The organism is Halalkalibacter okhensis, assembly GCF_000787375.1.
GTDB classification, from domain to species: domain Bacteria; phylum Bacillota; class Bacilli; order Bacillales; family Bacillaceae_D; genus Halalkalibacter; species Halalkalibacter okhensis.
In genome coordinates, this window is record NZ_JRJU01000001.1 from 214,794 (window position 1) to 230,152 (window position 15,359).

The 15,359-nt window shown below is 37.7% G+C and carries 17 protein-coding genes; 14 read left to right on the forward strand and 3 right to left on the reverse strand.

The genetic code is table 11. The annotated features are described in order from the left end of the window. Nucleotides 1–25: 25 nt before the first annotated feature. Nucleotides 26–1,135 (reverse strand): ribosome biogenesis GTPase YqeH, encoded by a 1,110-nt coding sequence (yqeH, locus tag LQ50_RS01120; RefSeq protein WP_034625120.1) that lies wholly within the window; start codon nucleotides 1,133–1,135, stop codon nucleotides 26–28. 496 nt (nucleotides 1,136–1,631) lie between these two features. Between yqeH and LQ50_RS01125 the strand changes: the two genes are divergently transcribed. Next, nucleotides 1,632–1,772 carry a sporulation histidine kinase inhibitor Sda gene (locus LQ50_RS01125; protein ID WP_034625122.1) on the forward strand — a complete coding sequence of 47 codons (141 nt, stop codon included), beginning with the start codon at nucleotides 1,632–1,634 and terminating at the stop codon, nucleotides 1,770–1,772. Nucleotides 1,773–1,824: 52 nt separating this feature from the next. Here LQ50_RS01125 and LQ50_RS01130 read toward each other — a convergent pair whose 3' ends face one another. Further along, nucleotides 1,825–2,052 carry a hypothetical protein gene (locus LQ50_RS01130; protein WP_034625124.1) on the reverse strand — a complete coding sequence of 76 codons (228 nt, stop codon included), beginning with the start codon at nucleotides 2,050–2,052 and terminating at the stop codon, nucleotides 1,825–1,827. A 387-nt stretch (nucleotides 2,053–2,439) separates the two neighbouring features. Here LQ50_RS01130 and LQ50_RS01135 point away from each other — a divergent pair, with 387 nt between their 5' ends. Genes LQ50_RS01135 through mnhG form a run of 7 tightly spaced genes read left to right on the forward strand, consistent with a single transcriptional unit; the run spans nucleotide 2,440 to nucleotide 8,206 of the window. Continuing rightward, a complete protein-coding gene (locus tag LQ50_RS01135; protein WP_034625126.1) occupies nucleotides 2,440–4,857 on the forward strand; it encodes a Na+/H+ antiporter subunit A in 2,418 nt (805 codons plus the stop codon). Beyond that, on the forward strand, nucleotides 4,854–5,291 hold the full coding sequence (locus LQ50_RS01140) for a Na(+)/H(+) antiporter subunit B (protein WP_373279158.1): 438 nt from the start codon (nucleotides 4,854–4,856) through the stop codon (nucleotides 5,289–5,291). Before LQ50_RS01135 ends, LQ50_RS01140 begins: the two co-directional genes overlap by 4 nt. Further along, nucleotides 5,291–5,629, forward strand: a complete 339-nt coding sequence (locus tag LQ50_RS01145; RefSeq protein WP_034625128.1) for a Na(+)/H(+) antiporter subunit C — start codon at nucleotides 5,291–5,293, stop codon at nucleotides 5,627–5,629. Before LQ50_RS01140 ends, LQ50_RS01145 begins: the two co-directional genes overlap by 1 nt. Beyond that, nucleotides 5,622–7,103: a Na+/H+ antiporter subunit D gene (locus LQ50_RS01150; RefSeq protein WP_034625131.1), complete on the forward strand. Its 1,482-nt coding sequence runs from the start codon at nucleotides 5,622–5,624 to the stop codon at nucleotides 7,101–7,103. The genes LQ50_RS01145 and LQ50_RS01150 overlap by 8 nt, the downstream gene beginning before the upstream one ends. Nucleotides 7,104–7,108: 5 nt before the next feature. Beyond that, nucleotides 7,109–7,585, forward strand: a complete 477-nt coding sequence (locus tag LQ50_RS01155; protein WP_034625133.1) for a Na+/H+ antiporter subunit E — start codon at nucleotides 7,109–7,111, stop codon at nucleotides 7,583–7,585. Next, on the forward strand, nucleotides 7,585–7,860 hold the full coding sequence (locus LQ50_RS01160; protein ID WP_034625134.1) for a Na(+)/H(+) antiporter subunit F1: 276 nt from the start codon (nucleotides 7,585–7,587) through the stop codon (nucleotides 7,858–7,860). Before LQ50_RS01155 ends, LQ50_RS01160 begins: the two co-directional genes overlap by 1 nt. Beyond that, nucleotides 7,847–8,206, forward strand: coding sequence for a monovalent cation/H(+) antiporter subunit G (mnhG, locus tag LQ50_RS01165; RefSeq protein ID WP_052144511.1), 360 nt, complete (start codon nucleotides 7,847–7,849; stop codon nucleotides 8,204–8,206). The genes LQ50_RS01160 and mnhG overlap by 14 nt, the downstream gene beginning before the upstream one ends. A 162-nt stretch (nucleotides 8,207–8,368) precedes the next feature. Here the strand turns inward: mnhG and LQ50_RS01170 are convergent, their stop codons facing one another. After that, the gene (locus tag LQ50_RS01170; RefSeq protein WP_034625136.1) at nucleotides 8,369–9,145 is read right to left on the reverse strand and encodes a phosphatidylserine decarboxylase; all 777 of its coding nucleotides are present in this window, start codon (nucleotides 9,143–9,145) and stop codon (nucleotides 8,369–8,371) included. Between the two features lie 137 nt (nucleotides 9,146–9,282). On the opposite strand from LQ50_RS01170, the gene pssA reads away from it, so the two are divergent. From pssA to LQ50_RS01200, 6 genes are all read left to right on the forward strand, one after another. Continuing rightward, a complete protein-coding gene (gene pssA / locus LQ50_RS01175) occupies nucleotides 9,283–9,822 on the forward strand; it encodes a CDP-diacylglycerol--serine O-phosphatidyltransferase (protein WP_034625138.1) in 540 nt (179 codons plus the stop codon). 277 nt (nucleotides 9,823–10,099) lie between these two features. Continuing rightward, entirely contained in the window at nucleotides 10,100–10,375 is a 276-nt protein-coding gene (gene hbs, locus LQ50_RS01180) for a non-specific DNA-binding protein Hbs (RefSeq protein WP_034625140.1), read from the forward strand. Between the two features lie 138 nt (nucleotides 10,376–10,513). After that, nucleotides 10,514–11,320: a DUF2935 domain-containing protein gene (locus LQ50_RS01185; protein ID WP_034625142.1), complete on the forward strand. Its 807-nt coding sequence runs from the start codon at nucleotides 10,514–10,516 to the stop codon at nucleotides 11,318–11,320. 191 nt (nucleotides 11,321–11,511) lie between these two features. Beyond that, nucleotides 11,512–12,948: a carbon starvation CstA family protein gene (locus LQ50_RS01190; RefSeq protein WP_034625143.1), complete on the forward strand. Its 1,437-nt coding sequence runs from the start codon at nucleotides 11,512–11,514 to the stop codon at nucleotides 12,946–12,948. Between the two features lie 172 nt (nucleotides 12,949–13,120). After that, complete coding sequence (locus LQ50_RS01195; protein ID WP_084138577.1) at nucleotides 13,121–13,999, forward strand: SDR family oxidoreductase; 879 nt, start codon at nucleotides 13,121–13,123, stop codon at nucleotides 13,997–13,999. A 200-nt stretch (nucleotides 14,000–14,199) separates the two neighbouring features. Then, nucleotides 14,200–15,324, forward strand: coding sequence for a histidine kinase N-terminal domain-containing protein (locus LQ50_RS01200; protein WP_034625145.1), 1,125 nt, complete (start codon nucleotides 14,200–14,202; stop codon nucleotides 15,322–15,324). The last annotated feature ends 35 nt before the right edge of the window (nucleotides 15,325–15,359 follow it).

Here is a 15,359-nt window from a genome sequence, read left to right on the forward strand (position 1 = left end):
ATAACCCCTCCCAGAAATCATTCTTCTAGATAATTGATTCTCTAATCGTTACATTAACTCCTTTTGGAGCATATCCTTCTACTTCTAAGTTCGTACCATTGACTGTGACCCACCCTAATCCAGAGAAAACAATGTCAACTTTTTTGTCTTTAATACGAAATGTATGCTTTACAAGCGGAGGGAGTGATTCTTTCCCACCACTGCCTGGGGGCGTCAAAAGTTCACCTAAATGATTTTGATATAACTCCTCTGCTTTCTCTCTTTTTGTTCGATGTATGTTTAATTCATTCGAAACATAACAAGTAAATGAAGTTCTTTCTCCTGTAACAAAATCAAAACGACCAAGCCCCCCTAAAAATAAGGTTTGTCCTTCATTTAATTGAAAGACCATTGGCTTTATTTCTTTTTTAGGTGTGATCACTTTTAGTTCTTGCTTATCTATATAATGAGCCATTTGATGATGATTAATGATTCCTGGCGTATCATATAACGCTTTTCCATCATCAAGCGGAATATCAATCATATCTAATGTAGTTCCAGGAAAGTGAGAAGTAGTAATTAACTGTTCCGTATCGCCACCAAATGTTTTAATCATTTGATTAATAAAAGTCGATTTACCAACATTTGTACAGCCCACTATATAGACATCCCTTCCTTTACGGAGCCGGTCTATCTCTGAAGCTACATGTTCAATACCTATTGCTTTTTCCGCACTCATTAATAAAACATCAATCGGTTTTAGTCCGAGGTCTTTTGCGGACTTCTTCATCCAATTAACTAATCGGTTATGGTTAAGTGATTTTGGCAAAAGGTCGACTTTATTTCCAACTAATAATACATCATTTCCTCCGACAAATCTGTGAAGTCCCGGGAGCCAACTACCTGTAAAATCAAAGATATCAACAATTTTTACGATCAGTGCCTTCTTTTGTCCTAACCCATTTAATATTTTCAAGAAATCGTCATCTGTAAGAGACACATCTTGCACTTCATTATAGTGGGTCAATCGAAAACACCGTTGACAAATGATTACATCTCGTTTTAATGCAGATGCAGGCGCATATCCTAACTCGTCTTTTGCTTCTGTCTGGATGGCTACACCACAGCCTGCACAAATCATATTTCTTTCTTCCATATTATCCTCCTACATTTTTATCCTACTTACTTCTATTATGAGAGACAATCGGCTCATTCATGCTTGAAGTTAAATGGTCGAATGTTATCATGTTATACGTAGTAAATGCCACACCTACCAAACTTTAACTATACCTTTTGTTATTTTTTTTTCAAATCTAAATGGGTAGTTGTTCAAAAAACAGTTATTATTTTCAACTTCCCAAAATATTTTTCGACAAATATAAGCAACAATCAACACCTGTGGATAACTTTATACACGCTATCCCCTTAATGAGACAAGGGTTTCCAACTGGTAATAAACAGGAAACTAACAACTTATCCACCTCGCAGTGTGGATAAGTAGAACAGTTGTTCTATTTTCAAAGTCGTGATAGGATTAAAACACATTAAAAGACAACTTAGTAGTTTATTCACTTAGAGCTGATTCTATTCTTATAAATTTTGAACAAACTTAAATGGAGGAGGTGAACCTGTCGATTTTTGACAGGAATCAAATGCAAAACCTTTCTGATGAACTTTTAATTGAGACCTATTACAAAGCCGTCGAATTAAACCTGAACCATGACTTCATTGAATTAATACGCTTAGAAATAGCGAAGCGTTCCCTTTCAGATAAAATAAAATTATCTTCATAACGCAAAAGGCAGCCATCACCATTTGATAGCTGCCTTTTTTATATTAACCAACTCATTCATTCTCCTGCGAAACACGGTTTCCAATACGAATATACTCTCTTGGCTGAAATGGAAAGGTCGTTGGAACAACATTATCGTGTTGTTGAATTGTTAGGTTGTCCGGTCCGTCAAGTCCCTTTTCATGAATGGTCCGATTATTAAATTCATTGGCATACCATCCACCAGAAAAGAGAACGAGAAATATACAGATCGCCGTTAACCCCTTCTGCTTATTAGTCATTGTTGTCACTCCTGTTTTTTCGTAACTCTCTTCATACCTTTAAACAATCAAGGCTTTTTGAATCGAGATGCTTTGTCTATAGAATGACGCAGCAACTAAAAAAATATACATACTTTTTCCATTTTCAATGAAATTACTCATTGTCTGCTTTGCTATTTTCCTGTTTCAAAAAAATTTTTTCGTGAATTATTGCTTATTTCTACATATTTAATAAGTTTTTGAAAATCAGCATATGCTAAAGGCATCTTGGATGCACGCGTCTAAAAAGTAGGTTATACTTTTATTTAGTCTTTTAGAATTGTGATTTTGCAGGAAGATTTTGAGGGTAAAAACAAAAGGATGTGCACAAATTAACATTGTTTAAAGTAAAAAAAGGAGGTATGTCAATTGACGGTTTTACATTGGGCTACAATCTCCCCATTTTTGTTAGCCATTTTGATCCCTTTTTTGTATAAGTACGTAAGACCAATACATACGGGGTGGTTTGTCCTTGTACTCCCGCTCGTCTTATTTATTTATTTCATTCAGTATTTACCGATAACGTCCGCTGGAGAAGTTATCGAATACACGGTCCCTTGGGTTCCTTCTCTCGGGATTAATTTTACTGTGTATCTGGATGGATTAAGCTTACTGTTTCTTTTACTCATAACAGGGATCGGAACTCTAGTTATTCTCTATTCGATCTACTACTTATCTAAAAAGACAGAGAAGCTTAACAATTTTTATGTTTATTTGTTAATGTTTATGGGGGCTATGTTAGGTGTTGTTTTATCCGATAACTTAATTGTGCTCTACGTATTCTGGGAGTTAACAAGTTTAGCTTCTTCCTTATTAATTAGTTATTGGTTCCACCGTGAGAAGTCTACTTATGGTGCACAAAAATCCATGCTCATTACAGTGTTTGGTGGGTTATCCATGCTTGGTGGCTTCTGCCTCATGTATGTCATGACCGGAACATTTAGCATTCGTGAAATTATTGCTAATGTTGATTTAGTCACAACAAGTGCTCTCTTTTTACCTGCGATGCTTTTGATTTTACTTGGAGCTTTTACAAAATCAGCGCAATTCCCATTTCACATTTGGTTACCAGATGCGATGGAAGCACCAACACCTGTTAGTGCCTACTTACACTCAGCAACAATGGTTAAGGCTGGTATTTATTTAGTTGCTCGTCTTACTCCTGTTTTCGGTGGGGCTGCTGAATGGTTTTGGATCTTATCCATTTTTGGAATCGTAACCCTTTGTTGGGGATCGATCTCTGCCGTTCGCCAAAAAGACCTTAAATCGATTCTTGCTTTCTCTACAATTAGTCAGCTCGGATTAATTATGTGTTTACTTGGTCTTGGTTCGGCATCGCTTTACTACGGATATGGAACAGAGACGATTTACACGACAGCGATTCTTGCTGCTGTGTTTCATCTGATAAACCATGCAACATTTAAAGGTAGCTTATTCATGACTGCTGGAATCATTGATCACGAAACTGGTACGAGGGATATTCGCAAGCTTGGTGGATTAATGACCATTATGCCAGTAACCTTTACCGTTTCATTAATTGGTTTAGCATCAATGGCTGGCTTACCGCCATTTAATGGTTTCTTAAGTAAAGAAATGTTCTTTACTGGTGTTTTAAACTCAACTGAACTTGACATTTTTAATATGCAAACATGGGGGATGCTCTTCCCAGTTCTTGCTTGGATCGCAAGTGTCTTTACGTTTGTCTACTGTATGGTCATGTTCTTTAAGACGTTTACTGGCAAATTCCAACCAGAGAAATTGGATGTGAAGCACGTCCATGAAGCTCCGATTGGAATGTTAATTAGTCCACTTGTATTAGGTTCATTGGTGGTCATTTTCGGGTTGTTCCCTAACTTACTTGCATACACCTTAATCGAACCAGCAATGGCTTCGATCTTGCCTAATATATTAGGGCCTGATGACAGATTTTATGTAAATATTTATCATTGGCACGGGTTTAATCCCGAGTTATGGATGACAATTGGAGTTATTGGAGTGGGGACACTGATCTTCCTTATGATGAAGAATTGGGCCAAACTTGCTATTTATCAAAAAGAGCGAGACCCTCTCAACTGGTTCTATGATCATTCTTTGAGCGGTCTCATAAGCGGGTCTCAATTTGTTACACGTATCCAAATGACTGGGCTATTGCGTGATTACTTCGTGTATATGTCGGTCTTTATGATTCTCTTATTTGGATATACTCTGTATCGTTACGATGCGTTTGCGATTGATACAGTGAACATTACCGGAATTGATCCATTCATGTGGATTTTGGTTATTGTCTTTATTGGAGCCACTGTTGTGATTCCATTTATTAACCACCGGATTACGGCGATTATTGTTGTTGGTGTGATCGGGTTCTTACTTGCTTTATTCTTTGTTGTGTTCCGGGCACCAGATTTAGCATTAACACAATTACTCGTTGAAACAGTAACCGTTGTTCTGTTTATGCTTGCGTTCTATCACTTGCCAGAACTAAGAAAAGAATCGTTTAAGCCACGATTCAACATTGTAAACTTAATCATCTCTATTGCTGTCGGTGCTTTAGTAACCATTATTGCTCTTAGTGCATCCGCTCTAGGAAACGAAGCTGGGTTTGAATCCATCGCAGAATACTTCATTCAAAACTCAAAAGAGCTAGCTGGTGGATACAACATGGTTAATGTTATTTTAGTTGACTTCCGTGGACTTGATACCTTACTTGAAGTGCTTGTACTAGGAATTGCGGCACTTGGAGTGGTTGCGTTAATTAAATTACGTATGACAGGGAGGGAAGATGTGTGAAGAAACAAATCAAATCAAACGAATTAATGCTTCATACACTGACTAGAGTTGTTACCTTCATCATCCTCGCTTTCTCCGTGTATTTATTCTTCGCCGGACATAATAACCCCGGCGGAGGCTTTATTGGAGGCTTGATGACAGCTAGTGCTCTGTTATTAATGTACCTTTCATTTGATATGAAAACTATTAAAAAAGCATTGCCTTTTGACTATACAGCCATCATTGCTATTGGGCTTTTGATCGCCATAGCAACTGGAGTTTCTAGTATGTTATTTGGCTATCCTTTTCTTACTCAATTTTTTGAGTACTATCAACTCCCTATTCTAGGTGAGACAGAATTAACTACCGCATTGCCTTTTGACCTAGGTGTCTACCTTGTCGTTGTGGCGATTGCATTAATTATTATTTTAACGATTGCGGAGGATGATGCGTAATGGAAATATTAATGTCCATCACTGTAGGTGTCCTCTTTACAGTCGGAACCTATATGATTTTAACAAAAAGCTTACTTCGTGTTGTATTGGGATTAATCCTTATGTCACATGGAGCGCATTTGTTGCTATTAACAATGGCTGGCTTACAAAGAGGAACACCACCGCTGTTAAGTTTAGGATCAGAAGCTTATGCGGATCCGCTACCGCAAGCTCTCATCCTCACAGCGATTGTCATTAGTTTTGGGGTCACATCTTTCTTATTAGTACTCGCTTATCGGACGTACAAAGAACATAAGACAGATGATTTAGACCAATTGAGGGGATCTGCCGATGAATAACTTAATTATTTTACCTATTCTTATCCCATTTATTATTGGGACGGTTCTGATATTATTTAGACATCAGCATACGATTCAACGAGTCATTAGCGGATTTACAGCCGTCGGTATGCTTATCCTATCTATCTATATAGCAGTATTTGTCTATCAGAATGGAATTACTGTTCTTGAGTTAGGAAACTGGCCAGCACCATTTGGTATCGTTCTAGTTGCCGATATGTTTGCAACAATGATGGTCATTTTAAGTAGCATTGTTGGGGTTGTTTGTTTATTCTTTGCTTTTCAAACGATCTCATCAGAACGTGAGAAGTTTTTCTTCTATCCGTTTTACTTCTTTTTGCTAGCAGGGGTAAACGGAGCGTTCTTAACAGGTGACCTATTTAACTTGTTCGTTTTCTTTGAGGTTATGCTGATTTCCTCCTATATTCTTATCGTAATGGGAGGAACGAAATATCAGCTGCGTGAATCCTTCAAGTATGTTGCGATTAACGTTTTTGCCTCCATTTTATTTATTGTTGGGGTTGCTTACATTTATGCTGTAACAGGTACATTAAACATGGCGCAAATTGCTGAGCGTGTAGCAGCACTAGAACAAGTAGGTGTCATTAACGTTATTGCCGTTCTTTTCTTTGTCGTTTTTGCGATGAAGGGTGGATTGTTCCCACTTTATTTCTGGCTTCCTCGTTCCTATTATGGACCACCTGCAGCCATTGCTGCATTGTTTGGGGGATTATTAACAAAAGTAGGAATTTATGCGATTATCCGCTCTTTCACGCTAATATTTACACATGATCCTTCATTTACTCACTATCTCATTGTGACAATTGCAGGTTTTACAATGATTTTTGGAGTTCTTGGAGCTGTATCGCAATTTGACTTTAAACGAATACTTTCTTATCACATTATTAGTCAGGTTGGATATATGGTTATGGGGCTAGGTATTTATTCAACACTAGCTGTTGCAGGTGCAATTTATTATATTGCTCACCATATCATCGTTAAGTCTGCCTTGTTCTTATTTGCGGGTGCTGCCCAGAAAATAACCGGAACGACCGATTTAAAGAAAATGGGAGGGTTATTAAAAACCCATCCATATCTCGCATGGATGTTTTTTATCTCTGCGATCTCACTAGCGGGGATCCCTCCACTTAGTGGATTCTTCAGTAAGTTTCCAATTATTTTAGCTGGTTTTGAAGAAGGAAATTATGTAATAGCAGCCGTTGCTCTTGCTGTTGGTCTCTTAACCCTTTTCTCAATGATGAAAATCTTCATCTATGCCTTTTGGGGAGAACAAAAGCATACAGAGGAACAAGCTAATATTAAAGTTGGCAAACTGCTATTGCCAATCGTTCCACTTGTTGCGCTGACAATTGTACTTGGTTTTGCTGCAGAACCAATCTTTGTATATTCATTGCAGGTGGCAGAACAAATCCTAGACCCATCGATCTATATCGAATCTGTTCTAAAGGAGTAGTTGCTATGGCCTTTCAAATATTATTAAACATTGTCATTGCGCTCATCTGGGCCTTTTTACAAAACAGCTATACAGGCGTTGACTTTCTAGTTGGATATGTTATTGGGATTCTCATTCTCTTTGTGTTAAGACGCTTTTTGCAGTTCGATTTTTATTTCCGTCGGGTATGGGCGTTCATTAAGTTAACATTGCTCTTCTTTAAAGAGCTTATATTGGCTAACATTGATGTTATTAAAATTGTACTAAGTCCAAAATTAGACATTAAGCCTGGTATCGTGGCCGTACCAACAAAGCTTGAGACTGAGTGGGAGTTAACATTACTAGCCTCACTCATCTCACTAACACCAGGAACATTATCCATGGATTTCTCAGATGATAATAAGTATATTTACATCCACTCCATCCATGTCCCTGATAAAGAAGAAATGATTCGTCAAATCCATAACACATTTGAACGTGCGATCTTGGAGGTGACGAAATAATGTTTCATACTATTTTAATGATTGTTCTAGCAGTAATGTCGATCTCATTATTCGTCTGCTTTGTTCGTACTGTGATCGGGCCAACGATGCCAGACCGGATTGTTGCGCTGGATGCTTTTGGTATTAACCTTATTGGCTTCATAGGTGTCCTTATGATGGTACAAGAGACACTTGCTTATTCTGAAGTTATTCTTGTTATTAGTATCCTAGCGTTTATTGGTACAATTGCTTTATCTAAATTTATCGAAAGGGGTGTTGTTTTTGAGCGTGATTGAGATAATTCTCAGTATTTTCGTCATAATGGGGGCGTTTTTAAGTCTGCTTGGATCAATCGGGTTAATTCGCTTTCCTGACGTATACGGACGTACTCATGCCGCGACGAAAAGCGCAACACTCGGCGTGATTTCGATTATGGTAGCAACATTCTTGTTCTTCCTTGTGGTTGAAGGAATCTTCGCAGGTAAAATATTGCTTGCTATCTTGTTTGTTTTCTTAACAGCACCGGTTGCAGCCATGATGGTTGGAAGATCCGCTTACCGCACAGGGGTCCCACTTTGGGAAAAGAGTGTGCAAGATGATTTAAAAGAGATGTATGAAAAGAAAATGAATGAACCTCAATAGAAATAAAGAAAAAAGGCCCGAATGTTTCGGGCCTTTTCTCTATGGTCACCATGCCTCTTAGAACCACAGAACCGGCTTACAGTGCCTTTTTCTTGTAATAAAGCACTCATATGTCCAAACTCATTTTAAGAACCATATGTAGCAGCTAACGGAGCTTCCCTTTTACTTTAATAATGCAATGGTCTCTCCAACTCTCACTTCAGTATCTTCTACAATATCTGAATCCGTTATGAGTCCATTCTCACATACTAAAACTACGGTAGAGCCAAAAGAAAAATAGGCCATCTCGTCGCCTTTATGGAGATGTTCTCCGTTATGGGTAAGTTCAATTGTATTTATATTCATCGCCCCAACTTTAACAATAGCTAGACGCTTTCCATTAATATCTAGTTCTGTGATTACTCGATAATTTCTCGATAAAGGTCGCTTTCCATAGCGCAGCCCTAAAGCATTAACAGGATAAGATCGACCACCTAGTTGCCATTGCCTTTTAATGATTCCATCAACTGGACAATGAATTCTGTGATAATGACTCGGACTAAGGTATAAGATAAAATAATGACCATTGAAATATGGCTCTGCCGCTTGTTGCGACCCAAGCATTTCCTCAATATTATAGTCTTGTCCTTTAACATGAAATACTGTGCCCTCGCTGAGGTCACCGTGCTGGGCCATGATTCCGTCTACTGGACTAACAAGGCTATGTGTTTGTTGATCGATCGGTCGTGTTCCTGCTTTAAGTTCTCGAATAAACAAGTCATGTAAATGCCCATAGTCATGTAATGGTCTCTTCATTTCCGCATCATTTAATTGAAATGTTCTCGCGAATGGTTTTACTAATGGTTTGCTCATTTTTGATCTCGAGAAATTTCTCAAAGCGGCTGAGGTTAATCGGTGATTCGTCAGTTCAATACATGATCGGAAAAGCAATTTTTTCAATATAATACCTCCTAATATTTGTACAACAGAAACTTTTTTTGTGATCTGGTCGATTTCTACAACGTATGGTATGATTATTATTTAAGAACATTTGATTTACACTATGGTTTTGCATAAATTTATAAGGAGTCGATGACATGTTCCTTTTACATCAATTGGATCATACCGTCAAAAAATTAAAAGGGCAAATTGCCAATGCCTTAACCCTTTTAAATTTAGGACTAGGTGCTTTTGCTATTATGTTTATTTTACAAAATGAATTACGTTTAGGTCTTCTTTTTATTACCATTGCTGCACTGACTGATCGGTTAGACGGAGCAGCAGCTAGACGCTTTAATAGCACCTCAGAATTTGGGAAACAATTAGATTCCCTAAGTGACATCATCTCATTCGGTGTAGCCCCCGCCTTTCTATTATATCAGGCAATTCTATTTAATTTCGGTTTACCTGGTATGTTTGTTACCATTTTCTTTATTGCCTGCGGTGCAATAAGGTTAGCTCGATTTAACATAACTGAGAGCACAGGATTCTTTGTTGGTCTTCCCATTACAGCTGCAGGTTGTATTTTAACATTTCAACTGCTTTTAGTTTCCTATCTTGCTCCATTTTACTTTATGATCATAACATTTGTACTAGCTATCATGATGATTTCTACAATATCTGTTCGGAAAATGTAAGAGGGAGACATAACTGTCACCTCTTATTTTTTTACAAAAAACTACGTCGAGATTCAAAAAAATAACGATTCTTGTCAAAAAATGAGAAAAAAATGGGATAATATTCTTTAATTTCCGCTGAAAGTCTTGACACCACTAGGGTTTCATTATTAAATAAAGTTGCGGCTTTATTTTTAGCTTGTCGAAACAGGACAGTTATTAAAAAATGAAGAATGAACACTTCACCAAAATTGGATGAAGCGTTTTTCAAAACATGGTATGAAAGGGAGTTTTTTTCATGAACAAAACAGACTTAATTAACGCAGTATCGGAGCAAGCAGACCTTTCTAAAAAGGATGCGTCAAAAGCAGTAGACGCAGTTTTCGACAGTATTACTACAGCACTTGTTGAAGGTGGAAAAGTTCAACTAGTTGGCTTTGGTAGCTTTGAAGTACGTGAGCGTTCTGCACGTAAAGGACGTAACCCACAAACAGGTCAAGAAATTGAAATTCCTGCTACAAAGAACCCAGCGTTCAAGCCAGGTAAGCAACTTAAAGACGCTGTAAACGAATAAGACGACAAAACGATGAGACAAGCTCTCATCGTTTTTTTTATAGATCTTTCAAGTCAGTCTTTTTAATTTACCTCATATACCTCTCTTTACGGACATATTGTTGATTGAGTCACTTATCCATAAAGGGAGGTTATTTCATTGAATAACTTTTATCATTCTGCATTATTTGAACATCGTTTTTGGTTGCAGGTTCTAGGTGATCACGCAAGGTTTATCAGAGATTCTCTGTCACCAATGGAAACCGAATTTGTTCAATCAGCCATCACGTTTATTCAAACCTTTGATTCGCTTCTTGAGACAAGTCGTCAAAACCTTAGTTTGGAACAGCTACAGCGCCTGACTGAACAAGCGAATGAGCAAGCGCAGGCAATTAGAGCTTTTAAGCTTGAAATTATTCGTGAACACTTGGTTGGCGACGTTACGATCGAACTTAGTCCAACTTTTCTCAATCATATGGTCAATGAAGTGGAAGAATATTTACGAATCCTCCCCTACCTATTAGAACAGCAAGAACCTCCCATTTCTCATCCACTTCACCATCACTTAGTTTGGCTTCTCGATGCTGCTGGTCACGCAGGAGGAATTACTGATTCACTAGATTTAGTCGAAAAACAGTTACAAGACAAAAGTGAAGCTTTTACGAAACGATTTGAGCAATATTATATTAAAGCTGTTGAAATGGCTGGATATTTGCGCGCAAATGTTGATCAGTTTCCTGCTCTTGAGCGTTTCAACAATCATGTTAAGCTTGAACTCGTGTTGTTTAAAACGTTTTTAGAGGAACTTGAAGAAATGGAAATGACGAATAAACTCCTAGGTACACTCGATCAATTAATGGCCGATCATATGGCACGTGAAGAATGCTATTACTTAGAAAAGTTAGCTCAATCGGCTCATCTTGATGCACCAGATTGTGACCCTACAAAACCAAGATCAAAAGAATAATTATTTAAAAAGATGATCCTATTCTAGGGTCATCTTTTTTGTACGAAAATACCAAATTAACCTTTTTACAATTGAAACCGCTTTAATTTAATGAATTTAAAGTTTTTTCAGAAAAATATATTGATTCTAATGTAAGAAATCGTTACAATACGAATCATACTTAGATTTTTCAGACAATTGGAGGACTTATCATGGTTACTTTTCTTTTTGCGATTGCGTTTCTTATTATTGGATATTTCATCTATTCTAAAGTGGTGGAACGCATTTTCGGTATAAATGATCAAAACAAAACACCTGCTTATACAAATTCTGATGCTATTGATTACACACCCATGCCCTGGTGGAAAGCAAGCTTAATTCAACTTTTAAATATTGCTGGTCTAGGCCCTATTTTTGGGGCTGTGGCTGGTGCATTATATGGTCCTGTTGCTTTCATTTGGATCGTTATTGGTTGTCTTTTTGCTGGAGCGGTTCATGATTATTTTTCAGGAATGCTATCCTTACGTCATAATGGAGCACAATTTCCGAGCTTAGTAGGCCGTTACCTTGGTAACACGATGCGCATCATCATTAACTTTGTATCGATTGTTCTAATGATTCTTGTAGCAGCTGCGTTTACTGCCGGACCTGCGCAATTAATTGCAAGTCTTACACCACTTTCATTTACAGTAGCAATTGTTCTTATTTTTGCTTATTTTCTAGTTGCTGCCGTTTTGCCAGTGAATCGAGTCATTGGTCGGATTTATCCTATTTTCGGTGCGATTTTAATATTTATGGCTGTATCCATAGGGGTTGCGTTATTGCTAACAGATCGTTCGATCCCTAATCTAACATTTTCTAATTTACACCCTGGAGATTTACCAATTTGGCCTTTATTAATGGTTACTATTTCATGTGGGGCAATCTCAGGCTTTCATAGTACGCAAAGTCCGATTCTTGCTCGTACGATTAAGCGCGAGTCTCATGGGAGAAAAGTGTTTTACGGAGCGATGGTTGCTGAAGGAGTCATTGCACTTATTTGGGCAGCAGCTGGAATGACATTCTTTGGGGGAACAGGTGGGCTTCAAGAGGCATTAGCTGCCGGTGGTCCTGCTGGCGTTGTAAATGAAATTTCCACCACACTGCTTGGTACACTTGGAGGAATTCTTGCTATTCTTGGAGTAATCATTTTGCCTATTACAACAGGAGACACCGCGTTACGTTCTTCTCGAATGATGGTATCGGAGCTGGTGGAGAAATTCTTTAAAGTTCAAGGACTCAAAGGGGTTTTAATCGCTACGATCCCGGTTACTCTTCCAGCATTTTGGCTTTCAACGATCGATTATACCTTTTTATGGAGGTACGTCGGGGGGACAAACCAACTTGTCGCTACGGTTATGCTTTGGACAGCAGCGATGTACTTACTTGAATCACGCAAATTTCATTGGATTTGTGGAATCCCTGCATTATTTATGACAGCTGTTGTTTCAACGTACTTCTTGTACGCACCAGAAGGTTTTTCTCTTCCATATGAACTGTCACTGGCCATTGGCGGAGCGATTACGCTTGTTGTTGCATTTTGGTATATGAACAAAATCCGAAAAGCTCACAAACAATTAGCGAATTCTTCAAGTTCAAATGCGGCTTAATTTCAGATATTTCGGTTCAAAGAGCACACAAAGTTTCGTGTGCTCTTTTCTTTTTATAAAATACGGTAACGGATTTCTAGAACATGGAACAACTCTTAAATATATAATGATTATTTCGTCCTTTTAAAGCGCAATCTAATAATGATTTTTTCAAAAGGAGTGATCAGATCAGATGGAGTTTAGTGAGATCCAGTCAACACAAACAAACGGCCAACCTTCTCAATCTCAAAATCATCAACCAGGGGTAGAGAGTACCATGAGTCCCTTACCTATCTATGATGATCCAAATTATAAAGGAAGTGGAAAGTTAAATAACAAGGTCGCACTAATTACAGGTGGAGATAGCGGGATTGGACGAGCCGTTGCCATTGCTTTTGCTAAAGAAGGAGCAAAAGTATCCATTGTCTACCTTGAAGAACATGATGATGCAAACCAAACGAAAGAAGAAATTGAAAAATACGGGGGAGAGTGTCTTTTGTTAGCTGGGGATATAGGGGATGAGTCCTTCTGCCAAAAGGCAATAGATCAAACAATTTCCACCTTTGGAACGTTAGATTGTTTAATCAATAATGCTGCTGAACAACATTATCAAGAAAACATTGAAGATATCTCTGTGGAACAAATGGAACGCACCTTTAAAACAAACATCTTCTCTTGCTTTCATTTTATTAAAGCAGCCATGCCTCATTTACAACAAGGAAGTACGATTATAAATACAGCTTCCATTGTTGCCTATAAAGGGAATCCAGTTTTAATGGACTATGCTTCCACTAAAGGAGCAATGATTGCTTTAACGCGTTCACTCTCTCAAAGTATTGTCTCCAAAGGGATTCGTGTAAATGCAGTGGCTCCTGGTCCTATTTGGACACCTCTTATCCCTTCATCTTTCCCTGCTGATCAAGTAGCGACATTCGGTACCAATAGCCCAATGGGAAGACCCGGACAACCAGCGGAACTAGCACCAAGCTACGTATACCTAGCTTCTGATGACTCTTCCTATGTAACAGGACAAGTCATGCACGTGAATGGTGGAGAAATTATAAATGGATAGCAACTAATCAAGGGAGCCCTATAGGTCAATTTCAGACCTTTTTGGCTCCCTCCTCTTGCATAATATGACTTTGTTCATCATTTTACATGATTAAATATCATTAATAGAAAGGAAATACCTCACAAAATGTCTAAATAAACTAGTACCATCATTGTTTTGACATGGTGATTTCTTATGGAAAGTGGTGACTTATTTTTACTATGTCATTAAAGCCTGGTTTACCTCACTTTTTCTCTCAAGCCGTAATTGATTTTTTGGAAAAAAACGAATCAGATTTTATCACATTGTGGCAAGAACAAATCATTCTAGATCAGGCAGATGTCCATAAAGAGAAAGTGAAAGAGAACGGTTATTTGATGTATGCTTTAATCAAGAATACGTTACTAGACACAGTTACAGAAGATGATGTTCAACAACTAGCCTACAAAGTAGCGAAAGAACGTGTCGAAGCAAATATAAACATTGGTGACTTTGTGTATAACGTGAATTTAGGTAGAAGCTTACTCATTAAGTTCGTCCTTCAATCAGATGTTTCCCGCACACAATTGGCTGCGATTATCGATCAGATAAACACACAATTTGATCAATTTTGCTATCATGCTGTTACAAAATACACAGAAATAAAAAATACAGAGCTTGAGGAGAAGAAACTCTTTATCAATCAAACTCATAAGGACAAACTAGCCATATTAGGGCAAATGTCATCAAGCTTTGTACATGAATTCAGAAATCCGTTAACCTCCATTATTGGCTTTAATAAATTACTAAGAACTGAATATCCAAACATAAAATATCTAGATATCATCGAACTAGAATTAGACCAGTTAAAATTTAGAATTACTCAATTCTTGCATACATCAAAACTGGATTTCATCGAAAACCCTAAAGAAATAGTCATATTAAACGATTTGCTAGACGAGATATTAAATTTCTTATATCCAAGCATTGTAGATTCAGATGTTCAAATTTCAACTGATATCGACCCTACTATCAAGATCGAAGCTCATAAAGATGAAATCAAGCAAGTTTTTCTAAATGTCTTGTTTAATTCCATTGATGCCGTGATTCAACGAGAAAAACCAAGAATTATTCATCTTACATGCTATCTTGATGCAAAACGCGTAGTAATTGAGGTTTCAAACAATGGCCCTATGATTCCACTAGAAGTCCAAGAGACGATCTTTGAACCATTTTATACAACAAAGGAGCTCGGCACAGGCATCGGATTGTTCGTTTGTAGAAAAATCATTGAAAAGCATTTAGGTGAATTAACCTGTTTTTCAGATGAACATAAGACGACTTTTTGTATTCACCTCCCTATTTAATAGGAAATCAAGAGGTGTGCCAATGTGGTGGCACA